Source organism: Rothia aerolata, assembly GCF_014635585.1.
Classification (GTDB): Bacteria; Actinomycetota; Actinomycetes; order Actinomycetales; family Micrococcaceae; genus Rothia; species Rothia aerolata.
The window spans coordinates 201,952-222,959 of sequence record NZ_BMDC01000004.1; the positions used below are offsets into that span (position 1 = coordinate 201,952).

The following is a 21,008-nucleotide window of genomic DNA, read 5'->3' on the forward strand; positions in this document are numbered from 1 at the left end:
CTTAACCAGTCTACAACAGCGTTTTAAAAGAATGCAAACTGAAAATGAATGAACCGCACCACATCAAACTGACCGTAATAGCCAATAAAAAGGAGGCATCTCGCGCCCGAGATGCCTCCTTCGTGTACCCACAAATTTTGGACTACTGAAAGCAGGTACACCTCTCAGAACCGAGAGGTCTCTCGCCCTACATAATTCAGTAGTAAACCATGCAGGTGAAAACTATGAGGTTGTATCAGTCTCTAGAGAAGCGGCAATAGACTGGGCTGTTTGCAGCTCCTCCTCGCTCGGATCTTCGTACCGCACAAAGCCCCGCTCGTCCTCGTCAGAGATTCCATCTTCCCGAGAAAAGTGGGTCTTGGAAATCAGCAGGCCGTGCGCACCCAAGATGCGCGCTACCCGGTCGATTTCCTGAGGCTGCGGTACATCGTCAACCACTTTGCGAATGTACTCGTTGATTCGCTGGTCGCTCACGTATTCTTCACCGCGGGCGGCACGGGAAGCCATGAGTCGACGAATCACCTCTTCAAGCTGTTCATCGGTCAGGCGGCGGCGCAGAATTGCCATTACCGCGGAACGGTCCTGCACCGGAATATCCTCTGGATATCCCGCACCCAACCAGTCGATTACTCGAGAAACTATATTTTTGTTAGGCATTAGACCTCCTTTGTGACCTAATGCCCATTTTAGCCGCCTTCAACGGAGAAGCGCCTCCCCCCGCCGTCATAGATGACTTACTCGCCCGCCAAACCGAAGAGGTTGAAGCCGGTGGAGTGATAGATGAAGTCCTTGGCAATCCACAGGATGCCGAAGATAATCATCAGCACAATAAAGGCGAAGATTACGTAGGCGACCGCCCTAGCGGCCCCGTGCGCGGGAGAAACCTCAATCAAGCGCCCGTCGGCGGTGTACTCGGTCTCCCCGGAGAGCAGGCGCATACCCAGGGCGTAGAGGGCGGGCAGGCCCGCGCCGAACACCAGCCCGGCCATGAGAACCGGAATAATCTTGTCAAAAATATCTGCGAAGCTCACCGCTTACACCTTGGCTTTCTGCGAGGCTACTGAGTTTGAGGACGACGCCGCTGCGGTTTGCGCGGAGCCCTGCGCGGGCTCGCCGTGCCAGTCGTCGTTCACATTGGAGGGGTCGATAGGTTCCTTGCGGGAGTGCAGGAACATCCAGGTGCAGAAGCTAATCAGAATGAGGAAGACGATCAGCTCGCCCAGCCATTCGCTGCCGGTGACCTGGTTGATGTAATGGCCAATAAACCAGGTAACAGCACCTACAGCACCCGATGCTGGCAGGGTAATCAGCCAGGCGATAACCATACGGCCCATCACACCCCAGCGCACTTCTGCACCCTTGCGACCGATGCCCGATCCGAGAATAGAGCCGGTTGCGGTGTGGGTGGTGGAGAGTGCCATACCGAAGTGGGAGGAGGTCAGAATAATCGCTGCCGAGGAGCCCTCAGCCGCCATACCCTGGGGAGAGTCAATCTCAACCAGGCCCTTACCCAGGGTGCGAATAATGCGCCAGCCACCCAGGTAGGTACCGAGAGCGATGGCCAGAGCACAGGTTAGGCGTACCCAGAAGGGAATGTCTGCGGCCGGATCAATCTCGTTAGCAGCCACCAGGGCGAGAAAAACAACGCCCATGGTCTTCTGCGCATCGTTGGTGCCGTGCGCCAGGGAAACCAGCGAAGCGGTTGCCACCTGACCGTAGCGGAAGCCGCTGGTCTTCTTCGAGTCAGAAACGGGCTGGGAAATGCGGTAGACCAGCCAGGTACCCACGGTTGCCACGATACCGGCGATAATGGGCGCAAACAGTGCCGGCACCACAACCTTGGAGAGAACGCCAGACCACAGCACGCCTGAGGTACCCAGCGATGCCATGGTTGCACCAATCAGGCCGCCAAAGAGCGCGTGGGAGGAGCTGGAGGGCAGGCCCAGAAGCCAGGTCAGCACGTTCCACAGAATCGCGCCAACCAAGCCCGTAAAGACGATGAGCATCAGACCCGAGCTACCGTCAGCGGCGTCCAGATTTACAATGCCTGTACCAACGGTTTTAGCCACCTCTACAGAGAGGAAAGCACCAACCAGGTTCAGAACTGCGGAGAGCGCTACCGCGGTTCTGGGTTTCAAAGCTTTAGTGGCAATGGAGGTAGCCATTGCGTTCGCGGTGTCGTGAAAGCCATTCGTAAAGTCGAATGCCAGGGCTGTCAGCACCACGATAATCAGAATGATGAGTTCAGTAGTCACGTGTATTGATTATCCGCTTACCACGGGCAGATGAAAACTACTCAAGGTTTGAGCAAACTTTGTGTGTCTAGTATGTAAACCCACAGCAAAACCCACATGTGGTTTTCTTTTTAAGGACGGCGCTGGAGCGAATGATTCGCGTTTCTTCGGCTTTTTCTCCGGAATTTAGGTTGCAGGTAAAAATTTTGCCAACCATGTGGCTTAGTGTGGGTTTTTACTCCTCCTAAGGCAAAACCAACATTGTCTACCGGGGGTTACAAAGCCGTTAACCTTAAGTTCATTTTAATGGGGATAAGAGGCTTATCACAGGGACAAACCCACATGGCTAAAAGGCCAAAAGTACACCTGTACTCCCTGGGTACACAACTAGACATGTACCCAGGGAACACAGGTGTACCTACGCCAGCCAGACAAGAAGAAACTTGTACTTTACCTACCGAGCTTCCTCGAAAGGCCACTTTTATACCGAAAATCGGAGAAAAACGGTCATAAATTGGCCTTTCGACGATCCTGGCAGCCTATACGACCGCCCTGTCTCATTGAATCGCCGCTTCAACGACACATCGCCGGTAACGAAGCGGCAACTCGGCGCACTAGCCAATTCTTGAAAGCCGCCCAGCATGCTAGGGGCCACTCTTTTCTACAGAGTGGCCCCATAACCCAAAAGTTGCAGTTTTGGTTCTTATTCAGAGGTTTTAAGAACCAAAACTGCAACTTTGTTGTTAGCAGATTCCCACTGAAGTGCCAAAGGTATAAGCGAAGCCCGGGGCGGGACACACTCTTCTGCCTATAACCCGAGAAACCTGTACAAAAAGTGACTCGACAAAAAAGAGACCCGCCTCTTCCGAAACGGGTCTCTCACTCAAAAATAGCTCGGCGACAACCTACTCTCCCACACCGTCCCCAGTGCAGTACCATCGGCTCGAAGAGGCTTAGCTTCCGGGTTCGGGATGGAGCCGGGCGTTTCCCTCTTGATATAATCACCGAAACGTGGAGGTGAGGGGACTCGAACCCCTAACCCTCTGCTTGCAAAGCAGATGCGCTACCAATTGCGCCACACCCCCGCGGTGTTGAACTCTATTGAGTTATGCGATTGAATCAGTTGATTCATTCCAAGAAGTTTTATTTTCTTGGCTTTCCTTAACCTGCCGAGCCGCAATGAAGCTTGCGATACCTGCGAGCAGGAATACTGCAACTTTCTTCATTTCAACTCCTGAAGTAAGGAAGTGGGCGTACCAGGAATTGAACCTGGGACCTCTACATTATCAGTGTAGCGCTCTAACCGTCTGAGCTATACGCCCTTACCTGCCCTCTCGAGCACGAAATAAAACTTTACACGAGGTGCCGAAAGTTTCCAAATCGAAACTCGGTGTTCCCAGTCACATTTTATTTCGGCTTGTCAGGGCAGGATTTTTACTGCCGCCGACCTAGTCGTCGGTCAGAGTCAGGCTAATGCCACCCACCAGCTTGGCAGCTACGTTATAGAGCATGGCGGCCAACGCACCCAGCAGGGTGAAGAGAACCACGTTAATAACGGCAAGAATGGTGGTATAGAGAGCAATCTGACCCAGCGACAGGAACTCTGAAACGTCAATCTGGTTGCCGGTAGTACCGAGCATGGTCAGCATGTCGTTGATGCCCTGGAAAGCGCCGGTTGCCTGCATGGCAAGCCAGAGCACCACTGAGGTCACCACAAACACGATGCCCACCGCCACGGAAAGCAAGAAAACCAGCTTCGCAACGGAAAAGGTATCTACCTTGGCAACAACCAGGCGAGCGCGGCGTACCTTAGAACGGGGCGCGGGGCGCACCAGGGGCTTATTGCCGCGGCCGGTAGTGGAACGCTGAGCCGAACCGCGAGGTTTGGCCGCGCGGGTCTTGGGGCGTGCGCCTGACTTAGACGCATTAGCGGGTGTACTCACTAGTTACCTCCGTGTGCAGTGTGACCAGTGGAATCCGCCGGCGTGGTTTCCTGGTTTTGCTGGCCACTGTCTAACGGTACTTCATTTTCTACCGCTGTGCTGGTTTCACCGGCATTTTCCTGGGTCGCGTTGGTTTCACCGGGAGCTGCTCCGGCGGCGTCGGGCCCCTCTTCGAGGTCCTTTTCCAGCTGCCGATCCTGGTTTCGTGCGACCCCCACAATGTGGTCACCCTTGCCGGGCTTGGCGAAGATAACGCCCATGGTGTCGCGGCCCTTGGCAGGAACCTCGGCAACGGCGGTGCGCACCACCTTGCCGGACTGCATGACCACCAGCACCTCGTCGTCCTCTTCTACAATCAGACCGCCCACGAGATCGCCGCGATCCTCGGCGAGCTTAGCGACCTTGATACCCAGGCCGCCTCGGCCCTGCACGCGGTATTCATCGACCTTGGAGCGCTTGGCGTAGCCGCCCTCGGTCACCACAAAAACGTAGGAATCGTCAGAGACCACGTTCATGGAGAGCAGCTCGTCGTCCTCACGGAACTTCATACCGGTCACACCGGAGGTAGCGCGGCCCATGGGGCGCAGTGCCTCGTCGGTGGCGGTGAAGCGCAGAGACTGGCCCTTGCGGGAAATCAGCATGAGGTCGTCTTCTGCCGAGGCCAGGCGGGCTGAGACCAGCTCGTCGCCCTCGCGCAGGTTAATAGCAATGACGCCGGCGGTGCGGTTGGTGTCGTAGTCGGAGAGCTTGGACTTCTTCACCAGGCCGTTCTTGGTTGCCAGCACCAGGTAGGGAGCGTCTTCGTAAGACTTGAGCTCCATGACCTTGGCGATGGTCTCCTCGGGCTGGAAGGCCAGTAGGTTGGCAACGTGCTGGCCCTTGGCATCACGGCCAGCTTCCATGAGCTCGTAGGCCTTGGTGCGGTAGACACGACCCAGGTTAGTGAAGAAGAGAATCCAGTTGTGGGTAGTGGTGACGAAGAACTGCTCCACCACGTCGTCCCCGCGCAGCGAGGCACCCTTAATGCCCTTGCCGCCGCGGTGCTGGGAGCGGTACTGGTCGCTCTTGGTGCGCTTCACATAGCCACCGCGGGTAATGGTGACCACCACTTCTTCTTCAGGAATGAGGTCTTCCATCGACATATCGCCGTCGAAGCCCATGAGAATCTTGGTGCGACGCTCATCACCGAAGCGACCAACGATTTCGCCCAGTTCCTCGGAGATGATCTCACGCTGACGATCCTCAGAGGCAATAATCTCGTTGTACTCGGCGATCAGGCGCATGAGCTCGTCATGGCGGTCCTGAATCTTCTGGCGCTCCAGCGCTGCCAGGCGGCGCAGCTGCATATTCAGAATTGCCTGAGCCTGCTCTTCGTCAATATCGAGCAGCTCCATCAGGCCGGTACGGGCCTCATCCACAGTGGGGGAGCGGCGGATCAGTGCAATAACCTCGTCTAGAGCATCCAGTGCCTTGAGCAGGCCGCGCAGAATGTGAGCCTCAGCCTCCGCCTGGCGCAGGCGGTACTTGGTTCGGCGCACAATGACTTCCATCTGGTGGTTGACCCAGTGGCGAATGAAGGCGTCCAGCGAGAGGGTGCGGGGCACGCCGTCCACAATCGCCAGCATATTGGCGGAGAAGTTCTCCTGCAGCTGGGTGTGCTTGTAGAGGTTGTTGAGCACAACCTTGGGCACGGCATCGCGTTTAAGCACAATCACCAGGCGCTGGCCGGTACGACCGGAGGTTTCATCGCGCAAATCGGCAATGCCGGTCATCTTGCCTTCCTTGACCAGGTCAGCAATCTTGATCGCCAGGTTATCGGGGTTGACCTGGTAGGGGAGTTCGGTCACCACCAGGCAGGTGCGACCCTGGATTTCTTCCACCTCGACGACTGCACGCATGGTGATGGAGCCGCGGCCGGTGCGGTAGGCATCCTCGATACCCTTATGCCCCAGAATAGTGGCGCCGGTGGGGAAGTCGGGGCCCTTAATGCGGGTCATCAGAGCTTCCAGCAGCTCTTCGTTGCTAGCCTCGGGATTCTTAAGGAACCACTCCACGCCCTCGGCAACCTCGGTCAGGTTATGCGGGGGAATGTTGGTTGCCATACCGACGGCGATACCCGCCGAACCGTTGAGCAGCAGGTTGGGCACGCGGGAGGGCAGAACCGTGGGCTCCTGGTTCTTACCGTCGTAGTTGTCCTGGAAATCCACGGTGTCTTCGTGAATGTCCCGCACCATCTCCATGGCCAGCGGAGCCATCTTGGTCTCGGTGTAACGGGAGGCCGCAGCGCCGTCATTACCGGGGGAGCCAAAGTTACCCTGACCCAGCGCCAGCGGGTAGCGCATCACCCAGCTCTGAATCAGACGCACCAGGGTATCGTAGATGGCCGAATCGCCATGGGGGTGGTACTGGCCCATCACCTCGCCCACCACGCGAGCGCACTTGTTGAAGGAGCGCTCGGGGCGGTAGCCGCCGTCATACATCGCGTAGATAACGCGGCGGTGCACAGGCTTGAGACCGTCGCGCACGTCGGGGAGGGCACGACCGATAATCACGGCCATGGCGTAGTCCAGGTAGGAGCGCTCCATCTCGGCGCGCAAATCTACCTTGGCAATGCGGCCGTGGGGGCCTACCGCACCTTCGAGGGCGCTGCCTAGAACCTCGCCCTCAACCGGTTCGTTTTGGTTTTCATCGCTCATTATGAATTCTCTTCCTCTTCCTTGATTTATATTCCTTGAGCGCCATATAACGCTTGAGTGATTAGGGTTTTAGCCCTAGATATCAAGGAATCGAATATCCTTAGCGTTCTGCTGAATAAACTCGCGGCGGGATTCAACATCTTCACCCATCAGAACCGTAAACACCTGGTCAGCCGCCGCAGCGTCGTCCATGGTCACCTGAAGCAGGGTGCGCTTCTCGGGATCCATAGTGGTATCCCACAGCTCCGAGTAGTCCATCTCGCCCAGACCCTTGTAGCGCTGAATACCGTTGTCCTTGGGAATGCGCTGGCCGTTAGCCAGACCGCGCGCCAGCACCTCGTCACGCTCGGCGTCGGTGTAGACGTAATCGTGGGGAGCATTAGACCACTTGAGGCGATAGAGCGGGGGCTGCGCCAGGTAAACGTAGCCGGCCTCAATCAGCGGGCGCATAAAGCGGAAGAGCAGGGTGAGCAGCAGGGTGGTGATGTGCTGACCATCGACGTCCGCATCCGCCATCAGCACCACCTTGTGGTAACGAGCCTTCTCGATATCAAAGTCATCGCCAATGCCGGCACCGAAGGCGGTAATCAGAGACTGAATCTCAGCGTTGGAGAGCGCCCGATCCAGACGGGCACGCTCAACGTTCAGCACCTTACCGCGCAGGGGAAGAATTGCCTGGGTCTTGGGGTCACGACCCTGCACCGCAGAGCCACCCGCCGAGTCACCCTCCACCAGGTAAATCTCTGAGATCGAGGGATCCTTGGAGGAGCAGTCCTTGAGCTTACCGGGCATGGAACCGGTTTCCAGCAGACCCTTACGACGGGTGGTCTCTCGGGCCTTACGAGCCGCCACACGCGCCTGGGCTGCGGTTATCGCCCGGCGGATAATTTCCTTAGCCAGCTGGGGGTTCCGCTCAAACCAGTCACCCAGGTGGTCGCTCATCTCGCGCTGCACAAAGGCCTTGGCTTCGGAGTTGCCCAGCTTGGTCTTGGTCTGCCCCTCAAACTGGGGCTCAGAAATCTTCACCGAAATGACGGCGGTGAGGCCCTCGCGTACGTCCTCACCGGTGAGGTTGTCGTCCTTATCGCGCAGAATCTTATTCTCGCGAGCATAGCGGTTAATCAGGGAGGTCAGCGCACTGCGGAAGCCCTCTTCATGGGTACCACCCTCGTGGGTGTTGATGGTGTTGGCATAGGTGTGCACCGACTCCTTGTAAGCAGAAGTCCACTGCATCGCCACTTCAAGACTCATTACCCGCTCGGTGTCTTCAGCCTCAAAAGCAATGATGTCTTCGTTCACCACATCCAGTTTCTTAGAGGTGTTGAGGAAGTTCACGTAGTCCAGCAGGCCGTTTTCGTACATGTAGGTCACGGTCTTAAAGCCGGCCTCGGTAGCGCCAATCTGGTTGAGCTTAGGGCGCTTGTACTCTTCTTCAGCTCCCGCAACCTCATCGCCCTCGTGCTGCTCACGCTCATCGGTGAGAGAGATGGTTAGCCCCTTGTTGAGGAAGGCCATCTGCTGAAAGCGAGCGCGCAGAGTCTCAAAGTCGAACTCCACGGTCTCAAAGATGCTGGGATCAGGCCAGAAGGTCTGGGTGGTACCGGTTGCCTCGGTCTCAGCGCCGCGGGTGAGCTCCTGCTGGGTCACACCACCGTTAGCGAAGGAAATGTTCCACTCGTAGCCCTGGCGCCGCACCTGGGTCTCCACTCGGGTAGAGAGCGCGTTCACCACGGAGATACCCACACCGTGCAGACCGCCGGAGACAGCGTAGCCACCGCCACCAAACTTACCTCCGGCGTGCAGAATGGTCATGACTACCTCAACGGTGGGCTTACCCTCGGTGGGGTGCTCGTCAACGGGAATACCTCGACCGTTATCGCTGACCCGCACCGCGCCGTCGGCAAGAATAGTCACTTCAATATGATCGGCGTAGCCCGCCAGGGCTTCATCTACCGAGTTATCGACGACCTCGTAGACCAGGTGGTGCAGGCCGCGCTCGTTGGTAGAACCGATGTACATACCGGGGCGCTTACGAACAGCTTCCAGCCCCTCAAGGACTGTAATGTCAGATGCACCGTATTCGTGAGGTTTTTCTTCAGTTGCCAAAGGTCTTAGGCTCCTCATATAAGTTTTAGTGCGCTCGCCGAGCGCACGACGCATTTACCCTAATTCTACCGGAATAGGGCTTGTAAATTGAGGTTTTTTGGTCTTCTGAGAGAGGAATAAAGCGAGCTATCTAGTCTTATACAGCCACTGACCGGGGTTTTACCGGCTTGAGGGTGCTTCTTAGGGGGTTCCCCCATCTCTAGTGCCACGTGTTTTTAGAGAAGATTTTTACCCGTAGGTATCTCGGGGGCCCCGCCCACCCGGTGCCACAAACCTTCCGCGCTTCCAGCTGGGGGCGTGGGGACCTCGGATTACCAACTTGGTCACGACGCCCTGCCCCAGCTCCCGCTCAAACATGGCAAGAATCTCTCCGCGCATCAGCTTGACCTGGGTGGCCCAAGCGGTACTGTCGCAGCGGATAGTTACCGTGGAGTCCTGATACCCCTCGGGGTGGGCGTGCTGGGCAAGGTTCGACCCCATGAGCTGATCCCAGCGCGCCAGCACCGAGGAAACCGCCACAGGCTCTTTCCAGCCTCGACTGGCGATCATCGAATTCAGTAGCTCTCCCAGCGGCTTGGGGTCGCGCGTCGACCTACCGGCGCTACTGTATCCACCCAGGACGCGCGGGTCGTAGGCTTCATCACGGAAACGGCGGGTCTTCTTCGCTCCGGGTTCGGCGGTCATCACCGAGCCGAAATCTCTAAGAATCTTTTGAGCAGCGCGCCCGGTGAGGCGTCCCTCGCCGCGCTGCGCAGCGGCGACCCGCAGCCGATTGAGCAGGGAGGCGGGGGCATCCACTACATCTTCGTACTTATAGGGGTCATCGTATTCATTCATGAGAATATTCCCTCAGAATTATATACGGCCTGGCCTGGTGAAACGTTGATGAGAGAGTAGTCTCCCAGCTCCTCGGGAATATCAGTTGCGACCGCGCAGGTCACCAGAACCTGTTCAGCACCCGCCACAATAGCCCCGAGCTTATGCCGCCGCGCGGAGTCCAGCTCGGCAAAAACGTCGTCCAGAATCAAAATGGGTGAAGCACCGGGGGAGTCGTCGTCTTCCCGGTGCACGTACCAGGAGCCCAGCCGCAGAGCCAGGGCCAGAGACCAGGTCTCCCCGTGGGAGGCAAAGCCCCGGGCGGGAATACCGCCTAATTCCAGCACCAGCTCATCGCGATGGGGGCCCACCAGGGTTAGTCCGCGGTCAATCTCTTCAGACCGTTTTTCGTCGAAGCCCCGTAGAAGGGCGGCCCTAAAATCCTCCACCGACATCAGCGCAGCCTTGGGGAGCACCGCTGAGGAAATATCGGGGAAAATCGCCGATTCATAGGTGAGCGTCACGGCCTTAGAACCGTCGGTGAGTTCCGTATAGGCCCGCTGGATCTGGGGCAGAGCAAGAGCCAGAACCCGCAGTCGGGCCTGCAAAAGGTGGGCACCGGCCGTTGCCAGCTGTTCATTCCAGACAGAGAGGGTGGTGCGTTCGTCTTCCCCCCAGCACCCCGAGCGCATAGATTTCAGCAGGGAGTTCCGCTGGCGCAAAATCCTCTCATAGTCCGCCCGGTAGGCGGCAACAGCAGGTCTGAGCGCCACCGCCAAATCGTCAATAAATCGCCTGCGGTAGGCGGGCTCGCCCTTGACCAGTTGCAAATCCTCAGGGGAAAACAGCACGGTCGAAACAATACCCAGCGCCTCGCGAGCACGCACCGGGGCCGCCCGGTTAATCCGAACCCGGTTGCTTTTTCCCGGTGCCAGCTCAAACTCACACACGGTCTGCTGTTCGTTGCGCACCACCCGGGTGCGAATAAAAGCGCGCGCGGCCCCCACCCGCACTAGCGGAGTATCGTTGCTCACCCGGTGGGACCCAAGGTTAGCGGTGTAGTCGATGGCTTCAACAATGTTGGTTTTGCCCACCCCGTTGGCGCCCAAGAACACGGTTGCCCCGGGTTTGAGCGGAAGATTCAGCAGCGGGTAAGTGCGAAAATCCATCAACGAAACGTGATCGATATACACGCGGGCCTCTCGGGATTCCCTTACTGGTTAGGCAGGCGTACCGGCATGAGTAGGTAGCGGTACTCCTGCGAGTCCTCGCCCAGGGGTTCAGCCTGGCCCGAAAGCACAGCAGGCTTGGGCGGAGTGGTGAAGGAGAAACGGACGAAATCGGTGCCAAAGGTGTTGAGGCCCTCGGAGAGGTAGACGGGGTTGAAGGCAACGGTAATGTCTTCACCCTCCAGGTGGGCCTGCAGGGTTTCTGATGCCTGCGCGTCTTCGCCGGTACCGGCGTCTAGGGTTACCTGGCCCTGGCTGAAAGCCAGACGCACCGGAGTATTACGCTCGGCCACCAGGGAGACGCGTCGCACCGCTTCCAGCAGGTCTGCGGTGCGGACTACAGCGTGAATCGGGGTGTTCTCGGGAAAGAGGGCGCGAATCTTTGGGTACTCACCGTCGACCAGCAGGCTGGTGGTGCGGCGCTTACCGGACTCAAAACCAATTAGCTCGTGCGAGTCAGAGAGGGCAATTGATAGCTCACCCGCGTTACCCAGAGTCTTAGCTACCTCGGTCATGGTCTTTGCCTTGACCAGAGCTGCGGTGGAGATGTCAGCAGAGGACGGCGACCACTTGAGTTCGCGCATAGCCAGGCGGTAGCGGTCGGTGGCGAGCAAGGTAATGGTATCTGCCTCGATTTCCATACGTACACCGGTCAGAATGGGCAGGGTGTCGTCCTTAGAAGCTGCCACGGCTACCTGGCTAACAGCGCGGGAGAACTCAGAGCCCTCAACGGTACCGGAGACAGCCGGAAGACCGGGAAGTTCTGGGTAGTCGGCCACCGGCATAGTTGCCAGGTTAAAGTTGGCGCTGCCGCAGGCAAGGTGGAGCTTAGAATCGCTGGTCTCTACCTCTACTTCAGCTACCCGAGGCAGGGAGCGACAAATTTCTGCCAACAGACGGCCTGAAACCAGGGTGGTGCCCTCTTCAGCGATGTCAGCTTCTACCTCAAGTTTGGCTGAGGTCTCGTAGTCAAAGCTGGCAATTGTAACCAAACCGTTTTCTGCGGTGATGAGCAGACCGGAGAGAACCGGTACCGGGGGGCGCGGTGAGAGTGATCGTGCAGTCCAACCAACTGCATCTGTTAGGGCTTCGCGATCAATAGTGAATTTCACCGAGACTCCTCTAGAGAAAACGGGTAGGGATGATTCAGGTTTTTAGTCTACCGGATAAGCGGTGGGCAGAGACTTTTGTAATTACAGAGTCTCAGGCTTCTCAGTCGTAGAAGTGGGCAAAAATTTGTAATTACAGGGATTAGCGACAGAACCGGGCGCACGAGGTTCAGGATTTTTGTTATTTGGTTTCTTTTTCTCTTAAGTGTCGTAGTGTTAATAACACGTGTGGATACTATGGAAAACCGCCTGCATCCCGCTGTTTGCAAGGATTTTGATTGTTGATAGAGTGTGCATAAATAACAAGAATCCTGTGGCCCTTAAGTGGATGAATATTTATGCAAAATCTAAAGTCCACATCAATCGTATAAATATGCACTTAATATCCACATGTTAAGACCGCCCACCGCACAGGTTATCCACAGCCCTTTAAGAGACCTGCGCAACTACTTCTGGTTGCGCTGCTCCTGCTTAATCTTGTTGGTCAGCTCGGTTACCTGCGTATAAATCTGGTGCTTCTCCGCCATCTGATTGCGAATCTTCCGATCTGCGTGCATCACCGTGGTGTGGTCGCGCCCGCCCAGTTCCTGTCCTATCCGGGGCAGAGACATGTTGGTCATCTCCCGCAGCAGATACATGGCAATCTGGCGGGCGGTGGTCAGGGTACGGTTACGGGACTTGGACCGTAGATCCTCAATAGAAACGTCATAGTAAGCAGAGGTTGCCGCCAGAATTTGCGAGGCGGTAATCTCGCTGGCGCCGTCGTCCGTAATCAAATCCTTGAGCACCAGCTCCGCCAGCGCGCGGTCTACCTTCTGCTTATTCAGCGAGGCAAAGGCTGTCACACGAATGAGCGCCCCCTCTAGCTCGCGGATATTGGTGGTGATATTGGAAGCGATGTACTCCATCACGTCATCGGGAACATCGAGAGACTCGTTTTGGGCCTTCTTACGCAGAATCGCGATGCGGGTCTCCAGCTCCGGGGGCTGAATATCGGTCATCAGGCCCATCTCAAAGCGCGAGCGCATACGGTCGGCAAAACCGGTGAGCATCTTGGGCGGCATGTCCGAGGTAATCACGATCTGCTTCTGGTGGTTGTGCAGCGCGTTGAAGGTATGGAAGAACTCCTCCTGGGTGCGCTCCTTCCCCGCCAGGAACTGAATGTCGTCGATGAGCAGCATGTCTACATTGCGGTAGATCTGCTTAAAAGATGAGCCCTCATCGTCGCGGATCGAGTTAATGAAGTCGTTGGTGAACTCTTCAGAGTTCACGTAGCGCACGCGCAACTCGGGGTACATGTGCTTGGCGTAGTGGCCGATGGCGTGCAACAGGTGGGTTTTACCCAGACCCGAACCGCCATATATGAACAGCGGGTTATATGCGCTGGCGGGAGTTTCAGACACCGCGAAGGCGGTAGCGTGGGCAAAACGGTTGGACTGGCCGATCACAAAGGTATCGAAGGTGTACTTGGGGTTCAGGCGCGCTGAAGACTCCCAGAGGGAGGTGGGTTCTGCGATGGAGGACGACGCCGCTTCGGCTGGGGCGTTTGCCTCGGCTGGGATGCTCTCGGTACCGGGAACCTCTTCGGGAGCCAGCTGGGGAGCTGTGGCGAACTCGGGGCTTGACTGGCCCAACTCTGCTTCGAGGTCGTGTACCGAGGGCATGGAATGATCTGAGGCAGTTTCGGCGGGATCGGCGGGGGTAGCAACAGGGGAATCTACCGATTCCGGGGCAGGTGCACTGTTTTTAGGGGTCGCCTCAAGGCTGGTATCAATCACGATTGCCTCAGAAGTACCCTCACCAAAGGCCGCAGCCAGCGCTTCTTTGAGCTCAGCATTAATGGTGGTCTGAAAAACTTCGCGGGTGTACTCATTGGGCACAGCAATCAAAAGCACATTCCCCATGTGGGCCTGGGGCTGCGCAAGAGAGACAAAGCCACCCCAGCGGGTGCTGACCTTATTGCGCAGCAGATGCACCATGTGGTTCCAGCGAACCTGTACTTCTTCGGGTAGAGACGGGCTCATGATGCTCCTCGGGTGGGGTAGGGGTGTGCAGGCTTAAAATTCTAAACCACAAAAAATCTCTTATCACCAATTTATCCACAGGGTTTATCCATAAGGTGGAAAACTTGTGATTTAAAGGTGGGAATCGCGGTGGATTGGTGTGGAGTTTGCTGGGGCAACTCGCTCGGCAATCTTGAATTTCTTGTAATTTCATCTTTTTTCTCACCTGTGGGTGGCGAGGTGAGGTGGAGCTGTGGATAAAGAAGGAGAAAAGTGGAGAAGGAAGCAATTTTCCACACCTGTGGGCAGGCGCCCTGCACAGCCTGTGATTAAAGACCTAGCGCAATCTGGCTTGACCAAACCCCTTTAAACACATAGAGTTTTGAAGTCGTATGTGTGCGCCAAATGTACCCTCTTCGCTACGGAACGCGATGTGGAGAACGCCGTGAGGCGCGCTCAGATTTACAAGATAAAGCGTCAACCTGTTTCTAAACATTGGTGAAGGGTTGCGCCCCATACCAAACGTTTTGGAGTGACTAAATGAGCAAGCGGACTTTCCAGCCGAATAACCGCCGTCGTGCCAAGAAGCACGGCTTCCGTCTTCGTATGCGCACCCGCGCCGGTCGTGCGATTCTCGCCAACCGCCGTTCCAAGGGCCGCGCAAGCCTGTCGGCATAACCTAAGACTCCTTGACTCCTCGGCTGTCTAGCCGATTCGAAAGGAGAACACGTGCTGGCTCAACAGCACCGGATGCGGACTAAAGTCCAATTCTCAGAGACTACACGTTCCGGCGTCCGTTCAGGGCGTCGGAACTTAGTTCTATATGCGGTCAAAAAAGAAAACAGCCCCACCCTGGCAGGCTTTATCGTCTCCAAGGCCGTGGGTAACGCCGTCGTCCGCAATAAAACAAAACGGCGCCTACGCGAACTCGCAGCAGAGACTGTAGTAACCACCCCCAACGGAATCTGGCTGGTGGTGCGCGCCCTACCGGCGTCGTCCAAGGCTACCTGGCGCGAACTCTCAGCCGACTTTCGTGCCGCCCACAGCGCCGCGCTTGCTAAACTAGCTAAGCAACACCAAACCCCGGCAGTAGCAGAAAGCCCCGACGCTGCCCGCAAGACCCCGCGAGAGGAGTCGTAAACCCCATGGGCGCACACTCCGATCACCAGCACACCGCACCCGCCGAAGACGTGCTGGACTCTGCCCCCCACGAGTTCTTGCGCCCCACCAACCTGGGCGAAGCAGTCTGGACTTTACCCCAGAACCTGCTCATTGCCCTCATGAAGGTTTACCGAGCAATTGTTTCCCCGCTCTACGGGAACGTCTGCCGGTATTTTCCCAGCTGTTCAGCCTACGCGCTGGAGGCCTTTACCACCCACGGCGCCGTGCGCGGGCTCTCGCTCACCGTGCGCCGTCTTCTGCGTTGCCACCCCTGGGCAGCCGGCGGTATAGACCAAGTACCGCCCGGCAAACGCACTTTTGCGCCCGGGCAGCAACCCAAAATTATTCTTTTGAATCATCCGCACACTGTTCTCTAACAACTCGACGTGCCGTTGAGTGAACAGCGCGCGAAATCCCACAACGCGCTCGTACTGAGCCAAGGAGACATAGATGTTCGACATCATCCTCTGGCCCTTTAAATGGATCGTTTCGGCGATTCTCTGGGTTTTCCACACTGTTTTCACCGCGCTGGGCATGGACCCGGCCTCGGGTCTGACTTGGATTCTAGCCATTGTTGGTCTGACCCTGGTGATGCGTACGCTCACCATCCCGCTCTTCGTTAAGCAGATTAAGTCCATGCGCGGCATGCAGGAACTGCAGCCGGAGATGGCAAAGCTGCAGAAGAAGTACAAGGGTAAGACCGACCAGCTCTCCCGCCAGGCCATGGCGCAGGAGCAGATGGCGCTCTACAAGAAGACCGGCGCTAACCCGTTGTCTTCCTGCCTGCCCATTCTGGTACAGATGCCCATTTTCTTCGGCCTCTTCCAGGTGCTCAACGGCGTTCCCACTGCCGCAGACCGCGGCGAGGGAATTCTGGTGCTGACCCCCGATTTGATTAGGCAGTTCGACAATGCTTACATCTTCGGTCAGGTACCCCTCTTCTCGTCTATGACCAACCCTGGCGGCGGCAATCACATGCTGACCATCATTGTGGCGGCAATTCTGGTGGTTCTCATGTCTGCCTCCATGTTCTACTCCCAGAAGCAGCTGGGCGCCAAGAACATGTCTGAGGCCGCCAAGCAGTCACCCATGTACCGCCAGCAACAGATGATGATCTACATCTTCCCCATCATCTTCTTGGTCTCCGGCATTAACTTCCCCATCGGTGTGCTGATTTACTGGACCATCTCTAACTTCTGGTCTGTGGGCCAGCAGTACTGGGTTATCAAGAACAACCCCACTCCCGGTTCTCAAGCAGAGCGCGAGCTCAACGAACGTCGTGCCGCCAAGGGCCTGCCTCCCGTGGGCAAGACCAAGGAACAGCACGAGGCTGAACTGGCAGAGGCCCGTGAGCGTGCCGCCCGAGGCCAGCGCCAGCAGCCCGTGAGCAAGAAGCGCCAGCGCAACCAGCAGAAGAAAAAATAGAACCATCAGGAGATCGACTCGTGTCTGAGACAACCGAATTCACTGAGGCAGACAAAGACCTCAGCTACCTGGAGGAAGAAGGCGACATCGCCGCCGACTACCTCGAGGAACTGCTCGATATTGCAGATATTGACGGTGATATCGATATTGAAATTCGCAACGGCCGCACCTACCTTTCGGTGATTACGGACGGCGAAGTGAGCGAAGAGCTCCAGGCCCTGGTGGGGGAGCGGGGCGAGGTTCTCGATGCCCTGCAGGAGCTGGTACGCCTGTCGGTGCTGGCTGCTACCGGCAATCGCTCCCGCCTGATTCTGGACATTGCAGACTACCGGGCAGACCGCATCAAGCGCCTGGCTGCTCTGGCAGAGTCTGCTATTGCCCAGGTAAAGGAAACCGGCGAGGACTATCATATGGAGCCCCTGGGCGCCTACGAGCGCAAGCTGGTGCACGATCTGGTGGCTGAAAACGGCCTCTTTAGTGAATCAGAGGGCGAGGGGGCAACCCGCCACATCGTCATCTCCCTACCCGAGGACTAAACCGTGACTGATACACAGCTGCCCACCCTTGACGGCGCAGAATTTGCCGCCGCAGACCAGGTATTTGGCGAGCGCCTAGAGACCGCCCAGCGCTACGTTGAGCACCTGGCAACCACCGGTATTGAGCGCGGGCTGATTGGCCCGCGCGAGGTACCCCGCCTCTGGACCCGCCACGTGCTCAACTGCGCGGTGGTTGAAGAGTTCATCTCAGAGGGTGCCTCAGTGGTGGATGTAGGCTCTGGAGCGGGTCTTCCGGGCCTCTGCCTGGCTATTGCCCGCCCCGACCTCTCCCTGACTCTGGTAGAGCCCCTAGAGCGCCGCGTTATTTGGCTCAACGAGGTGATTGAAGACCTGGGTCTGGAGAACGTCACCGTGCTGCGCGCTCGCGCTGAGCAGGTGGTCGGTGAAGTAGAGGCTGACTACGTGACTGCCCGCGCGGTCTCTGCCCTGGTGGGTCTGCTGGATATCACCATGCCCATTCTGCGCGGTACCGGCGAGCTTCTGGCTCTGAAGGGTCGCTCTGCTGCCGAGGAAATCACCAAGGCTCGGAAGAAGCTCAACAAATACGGCGCTCGCGAGGTTGATATTCTCACCGCCGGTGCTGACCTTCTAGAGGAGCCCACCACCGTGGTGCAGGTGAAGCTCTAGGACGACGCCGCTGGTTGCGGTCACCTCTTGAGGTAGAACAGGCCCGGGAACTCTCTGAAAGGGTCCCGGGCCTTTCGTGTGGCTCGTTCGGTACACATTGAGCGCGCCAGTACATGTGTAGATGTGTACTGGCGCGCTCAATGTGTACCGAAACCGACCCCGGGCATAAAATCTGCGCTCGCAGCGTTACAATTCCAAAGAGATTACTTGATTTTGAAAGGAATGCGCTATGGGTGCCGAGCAGAAGATACCAAGGCCACCGCAGACCCAGCCGGAGCAATGGATCGCCGAACGGGCAGACCACCTCTTCGACGCCGTCGTCATTGGGGCCGGACAGTCGGGCCTGGCTGCTGCCTACGAGCTGAAGCGGCGCAACCTGGACTTCGTTGTGCTCGACTCCAACCCCATTCCCGGCGGGGCCTGGCAACACCGCTGGGACTCGCTGACCATGAACGACGTGCACGGCGTGGCGGATCTGCCCGGCTCGGTAGCCCCTGAGAGGTCGCAGGAGCGTTCGAACCAGATTATCCCTGCCTACTTTGCCGAGTACGAGCGCGACTATGAGCTACCGGTTATTCGGCCGGTGACGGTAAGGCGGGTGGAGGACGACGCTCCCTACCTGCGCGTGCTCAGCTCGGCTGGAGTTCTGCGCACTCGGCACATCGTCAATGCGACCGGCACTTGGACCCGCCCCTTCGTGCCCCGCTATCCGGGCATGGAGACCTTCCTGGGCGAACAGTTCCACACCTCGGCCTACCCGGGAGCCGAGCACTTCCGCGGCAAGACGGTGCTGGTGGTCGGCGGCGGAGCCTCAGCGGTGCAGTTCCTGGGGGAGCTGGCGCACGTGACTGAGGACTTGCTCTGGGCCACGCGCCGTCCACCGGCATGGAGGGACGGCGATTTAGACGGCCTGGGCGCAGTCACCTGGGTTGAGCAGCGGGCAGTAGCCGGAGAGGCACCCGCCTCGGTTGTCAGCTCCACCGGGTTGTTTTTGCGCCCCCAGGAGCAGTATGCGGCTTCACTGGGAATCTACGAGCGTCGACTGGATATGTTTGAGGCTTTAGAGCCGGACGGCGCTCGCTGGGCCGACGGCCGTTTTGAGCGTTTGGACGCGATTATTTGGGCCACCGGCTTCCGCCCCGCTACGGTTCATCTCTCACCTCTGCACCTGAAGTCCCCTTCGGGCGGAATCGCCCTTGAGCGCGTACCCGGTGACGTGCAGGGTGCCACCACCGCTGTGGCTGACCCCCGAATTCACCTGGTGGGCTACGGCCCCTCAGCCTCGACCGTGGGAGCCCGCCACGCTGCCCGCAGAGCAGCAATAGCGGTAAAGAAAGCGGTGGGTGAGCCTCTGGGTGTATGAGGGGCTGATTCCTAGCTTCTATACAGGCCTTTTCAACCCTCCGTGGAGGTGGCTGCGGTTAACTGTTAAACAGATGGTTCGAGGGAGAGAAAACCCGATCGAAGCAATCTAATGTGTGTGAGAGAAAGATGTGAATCTTGCTCTGAGTTCCATGGGAACCTCGAAAAATGTGTGTGTGATAGGCTGTGGCTCTCGCTTCTTGGCGGGGGCCGCAGCTTTGTTTTTGGGGTGGCGGGACGGCGGTGGGTTGGGTTCGAGGGGGTTTGTACAGGGTTGTTTCCTGTGTACAGAGTTATCTCTGTATGGAGGAGGGAAACCTGTACAAAATTCTGATCCAGTTGCATGGCTTTTAGAGATTACACGACTCTTTCTGCATAATAATCCGTAAAACAATATCTATAGGTTGCTCAGGAAAAATTTTTCACAGCGGAATCGAACACCCGGTAGGCTATATCTGAAGAGCCAATCCACCCTGGGAGATGCTGTGGCAACAAGCGTAAATATTCCCGATTTCGGTATGCCCGAAGATCCCGGCCAGTCCGCCGACATCAAACCGGATCGAGGTCAGACTGTTTCACGTGAAACACGAGAAAAGCTAGAGAAAACCGCACGAGGTCGAAACACCAACAGTGCGCTCGCGAAAGAAGTCATGAGCGAAAAGCAGAAGTTTCAAGAAATAGAACAGATTACCCTGGACCGCCCCGAGCGCACCCGTATCTTTACTATCTCCAACCAGAAGGGCGGAGTAGGTAAGACCTCCACGGCTGTGAACCTGGCGGCAGCTCTGGCAAGTAAGGGCATGAATGTTCTGGTGATTGATAATGATCCCCAGGGTAATGCTTCCACCGCGCTCAATGTAGAGCACGGCACCGATATTCAGAGCACCTACGATGTTCTCATTGACGACCTTCCGCTGGCCGACATTATTAAGCCCTGCCCAGACGTTGAGAACCTGCTGCTTGCCCCGGCGAACATTGACCTTGCCGGTGCTGAAATTGAACTGGTTTCTATGGTGGCGCGTGAAAACCGACTCAAGGGTGCTCTAGCTGACTATGCCGCCTATCGGGAGCGGGAGGGTCTACCCCGGCTGGACTATGTTTTTATTGACTGCCCGCCTTCCCTGGGTCTGCTGACCATCAATGCCTTCTGCGCGGCGCAAGAAGTTCTGATTCCGATTCAGTGTGAGTACTACGCTCTGGAGGGCCTGAGCCAGCTACTGAAGAATATCCAGATGATTCAGAAGCATCTGAACTCCGAGCTGCATATCTCCACTATCATGCTGACCATGTATGACGGTCGAACCAATCTGGCCTCTCAGGTAGCCGACGAGGTGCGTCAGCACTTCCCCAAGGAGGTTCTCAAGACTCTCATTCCTCGCTCGGTTCGTATCTCTGAGGCTCCTTCTTACCAGCAGACCGTGATCTCCTATGACCCCACATCGAGTGGCTCCCTGGCCTATTTCAATGCTGCTATCGAAATTGCCCAGCGGGGATAGATACCTAATAAACAACTCAATAAGGCAGTTTTAAGGCTTATTTCTGGCTAGGATTATCAATTGCGGAGTGGATTTCCGCCTTTTCAATATGCTCATAAGGACGGCGCTCGTGAAGGTTTCGCGGGCGCCGTTTTGTTGATTCGTTGAGCGGTTATCTTGGTGAGGTGACCCTGCCAGTTCTAGCTCCTTGCTTGAAAATGGCGCCCGGGTTTTTCTTGTTTGAAGCTCCCGGAACCTCACTTAT

General features: G+C 57.1%; 19 protein-coding genes, 2 tRNA genes and 1 rRNA gene. 8 read left to right on the forward strand and 14 right to left on the reverse strand.

The window, feature by feature from the left end:
* Window positions 1–222: 222 nt before the first annotated feature.
* From IEV00_RS10400 to dnaA, 14 genes are all read right to left on the reverse strand, one after another.
* Complete coding sequence (locus IEV00_RS10400) at window positions 223–657, reverse strand: DUF3349 domain-containing protein (protein ID WP_188360299.1); 435 nt, start codon at window positions 655–657, stop codon at window positions 223–225.
* 77 nt (window positions 658–734) lie between these two features.
* Window positions 735–1,031: a hypothetical protein gene (locus IEV00_RS10405; protein ID WP_229723193.1), complete on the reverse strand. Its 297-nt coding sequence runs from the start codon at window positions 1,029–1,031 to the stop codon at window positions 735–737.
* 3 nt (window positions 1,032–1,034) lie between these two features.
* Window positions 1,035–2,255, reverse strand: a complete 1,221-nt coding sequence (locus IEV00_RS10410) for an inorganic phosphate transporter (RefSeq protein ID WP_188360300.1) — start codon at window positions 2,253–2,255, stop codon at window positions 1,035–1,037.
* Window positions 2,256–3,126: 871 nt separating this feature from the next.
* Window positions 3,127–3,243 (reverse strand): 5S ribosomal RNA (rrf, locus tag IEV00_RS10415).
* Window positions 3,244–3,246: 3 nt separating this feature from the next.
* Window positions 3,247–3,319: transfer RNA gene (locus IEV00_RS10420), tRNA-Ala, on the reverse strand.
* A 21-nt stretch (window positions 3,320–3,340) separates the two neighbouring features.
* Window positions 3,341–3,460 (reverse strand): DLW-39 family protein, encoded by a 120-nt coding sequence (locus IEV00_RS11185; protein ID WP_229723194.1) that lies wholly within the window; start codon window positions 3,458–3,460, stop codon window positions 3,341–3,343.
* A gap of 22 nt (window positions 3,461–3,482) precedes the next feature.
* Window positions 3,483–3,556 (reverse strand) — tRNA-Ile (locus IEV00_RS10425).
* A 126-nt stretch (window positions 3,557–3,682) separates the two neighbouring features.
* Window positions 3,683–4,177, reverse strand: a complete 495-nt coding sequence (locus tag IEV00_RS10430) for a DUF3566 domain-containing protein (RefSeq protein ID WP_188360301.1) — start codon at window positions 4,175–4,177, stop codon at window positions 3,683–3,685.
* Window positions 4,177–6,873, reverse strand: coding sequence for a DNA gyrase subunit A (gene gyrA / locus IEV00_RS10435; protein WP_188360302.1), 2,697 nt, complete (start codon window positions 6,871–6,873; stop codon window positions 4,177–4,179). The genes IEV00_RS10430 and gyrA overlap by 1 nt, the downstream gene beginning before the upstream one ends.
* A gap of 75 nt (window positions 6,874–6,948) precedes the next feature.
* Window positions 6,949–8,979: a DNA topoisomerase (ATP-hydrolyzing) subunit B gene (gyrB, locus tag IEV00_RS10440; RefSeq protein ID WP_229723195.1), complete on the reverse strand. Its 2,031-nt coding sequence runs from the start codon at window positions 8,977–8,979 to the stop codon at window positions 6,949–6,951.
* Between the two features lie 228 nt (window positions 8,980–9,207).
* Complete coding sequence (locus tag IEV00_RS10445; protein WP_188360303.1) at window positions 9,208–9,816, reverse strand: DciA family protein; 609 nt, start codon at window positions 9,814–9,816, stop codon at window positions 9,208–9,210.
* Window positions 9,813–10,988: a DNA replication/repair protein RecF gene (recF, locus tag IEV00_RS10450; protein WP_188360304.1), complete on the reverse strand. Its 1,176-nt coding sequence runs from the start codon at window positions 10,986–10,988 to the stop codon at window positions 9,813–9,815. The genes IEV00_RS10445 and recF overlap by 4 nt, the downstream gene beginning before the upstream one ends.
* Window positions 10,989–11,008: 20 nt before the next feature.
* The gene (gene dnaN, locus IEV00_RS10455) at window positions 11,009–12,136 is read right to left on the reverse strand and encodes a DNA polymerase III subunit beta (protein WP_188360305.1); all 1,128 of its coding nucleotides are present in this window, start codon (window positions 12,134–12,136) and stop codon (window positions 11,009–11,011) included.
* A gap of 443 nt (window positions 12,137–12,579) precedes the next feature.
* On the reverse strand, window positions 12,580–14,157 hold the full coding sequence (gene dnaA, locus IEV00_RS10460; RefSeq protein WP_188360306.1) for a chromosomal replication initiator protein DnaA: 1,578 nt from the start codon (window positions 14,155–14,157) through the stop codon (window positions 12,580–12,582).
* A 519-nt stretch (window positions 14,158–14,676) separates the two neighbouring features.
* Between dnaA and rpmH the strand changes: the two genes are divergently transcribed.
* The 8 genes from rpmH (at window position 14,677) to IEV00_RS10500 (ending at window position 20,764) form a co-directional block, all read left to right on the forward strand.
* Window positions 14,677–14,814, forward strand: coding sequence for a 50S ribosomal protein L34 (rpmH, locus tag IEV00_RS10465; RefSeq protein WP_083091541.1), 138 nt, complete (start codon window positions 14,677–14,679; stop codon window positions 14,812–14,814).
* Between the two features lie 51 nt (window positions 14,815–14,865).
* Window positions 14,866–15,276, forward strand: a complete 411-nt coding sequence (gene rnpA / locus IEV00_RS10470) for a ribonuclease P protein component (RefSeq protein ID WP_188360307.1) — start codon at window positions 14,866–14,868, stop codon at window positions 15,274–15,276.
* Window positions 15,277–15,281: 5 nt separating this feature from the next.
* Window positions 15,282–15,674, forward strand: coding sequence for a membrane protein insertion efficiency factor YidD (gene yidD / locus IEV00_RS10475; protein ID WP_188360308.1), 393 nt, complete (start codon window positions 15,282–15,284; stop codon window positions 15,672–15,674).
* Window positions 15,675–15,747: 73 nt separating this feature from the next.
* Complete coding sequence (gene yidC, locus IEV00_RS10480; RefSeq protein ID WP_188360309.1) at window positions 15,748–16,722, forward strand: membrane protein insertase YidC; 975 nt, start codon at window positions 15,748–15,750, stop codon at window positions 16,720–16,722.
* Window positions 16,723–16,742: 20 nt separating this feature from the next.
* The gene (locus IEV00_RS10485; protein ID WP_229723196.1) at window positions 16,743–17,258 is read left to right on the forward strand and encodes a Jag family protein; all 516 of its coding nucleotides are present in this window, start codon (window positions 16,743–16,745) and stop codon (window positions 17,256–17,258) included.
* An 18-nt stretch (window positions 17,259–17,276) separates the two neighbouring features.
* Entirely contained in the window at window positions 17,277–17,906 is a 630-nt protein-coding gene (gene rsmG / locus IEV00_RS10490; RefSeq protein WP_188360360.1) for a 16S rRNA (guanine(527)-N(7))-methyltransferase RsmG, read from the forward strand.
* A gap of 229 nt (window positions 17,907–18,135) precedes the next feature.
* A complete protein-coding gene (locus tag IEV00_RS10495; protein WP_188360310.1) occupies window positions 18,136–19,269 on the forward strand; it encodes an FAD-dependent oxidoreductase in 1,134 nt (377 codons plus the stop codon).
* 649 nt (window positions 19,270–19,918) lie between these two features.
* Window positions 19,919–20,764: a ParA family protein gene (locus IEV00_RS10500; protein ID WP_188360361.1), complete on the forward strand. Its 846-nt coding sequence runs from the start codon at window positions 19,919–19,921 to the stop codon at window positions 20,762–20,764.
* Window positions 20,765–21,008 lie beyond the last annotated feature (244 nt).

Excerpts from the sequence above, each read along its gene's own strand:
- IEV00_RS10400 (WP_188360299.1), bottom strand. The coding sequence starts at position 657 with ATGCCTAACAAAAATATAGTTTCTCGAGTAATCGACTGGTTGGGTGCG.
- IEV00_RS11185 (WP_229723194.1), bottom strand. The coding sequence starts at position 3,460 with ATGAAGAAAGTTGCAGTATTCCTGCTCGCAGGTATCGCAAGCTTCATT.
- gyrA (WP_188360302.1), bottom strand. The coding sequence starts at position 6,873 with ATGAGCGATGAAAACCAAAACGAACCGGTTGAGGGCGAGGTTCTAGGC.
- IEV00_RS10445 (WP_188360303.1), bottom strand. The coding sequence starts at position 9,816 with ATGAATGAATACGATGACCCCTATAAGTACGAAGATGTAGTGGATGCC.
- dnaA (WP_188360306.1), bottom strand. The coding sequence starts at position 14,157 with ATGAGCCCGTCTCTACCCGAAGAAGTACAGGTTCGCTGGAACCACATG.
- rpmH (WP_083091541.1), top strand. The coding sequence starts at position 14,677 with ATGAGCAAGCGGACTTTCCAGCCGAATAACCGCCGTCGTGCCAAGAAG.
- yidD (WP_188360308.1), top strand. The coding sequence starts at position 15,282 with ATGGGCGCACACTCCGATCACCAGCACACCGCACCCGCCGAAGACGTG.
- yidC (WP_188360309.1), top strand. The coding sequence starts at position 15,748 with ATGTTCGACATCATCCTCTGGCCCTTTAAATGGATCGTTTCGGCGATT.
- IEV00_RS10495 (WP_188360310.1), top strand. The coding sequence starts at position 18,136 with ATGGGTGCCGAGCAGAAGATACCAAGGCCACCGCAGACCCAGCCGGAG.
- IEV00_RS10500 (WP_188360361.1), top strand. The coding sequence starts at position 19,919 with ATGAGCGAAAAGCAGAAGTTTCAAGAAATAGAACAGATTACCCTGGAC.